This is a genomic window from Bacillus cereus group sp. BfR-BA-01381, assembly GCF_022663555.1.
GTDB lineage: Bacteria > Bacillota > Bacilli > Bacillales > Bacillaceae_G > Bacillus_A > Bacillus_A pacificus.
On record NZ_JAKUFR010000315.1, the window covers coordinates 1 to 247 of the forward strand.

Consider the following 247-nt stretch of genomic DNA (forward strand, 5'->3'; position numbering starts at 1 on the left):
AGTTCGCTATTTACCAGATGGAAATATTGAATTTTTGGGTCGAATTGACAATCAAGTGAAAATCCGAGGTTTTCGAATTGAACTGGGTGAAATAGAAAATATATTAAGTGAGCATCAAGCTGTTCAGGAAACAGTGGTTATGGCACGCATTGATAAGGAAACTAAAGATAAATATTTGGTAGGTTATGTAATTTTAAAACAGGAATATGAGTTATCTGTGTTTGAACTAAGGAATTATCTGAAAGAA

At 32.4% G+C, this 247-nt stretch carries 1 protein-coding gene; it reads left to right on the top strand.

The features are described from left to right. Positions 1 to 247 (top strand): AMP-binding enzyme (locus MR079_RS29615; protein WP_242295115.1); only part of this gene is annotated, 247 nt, incomplete at both ends.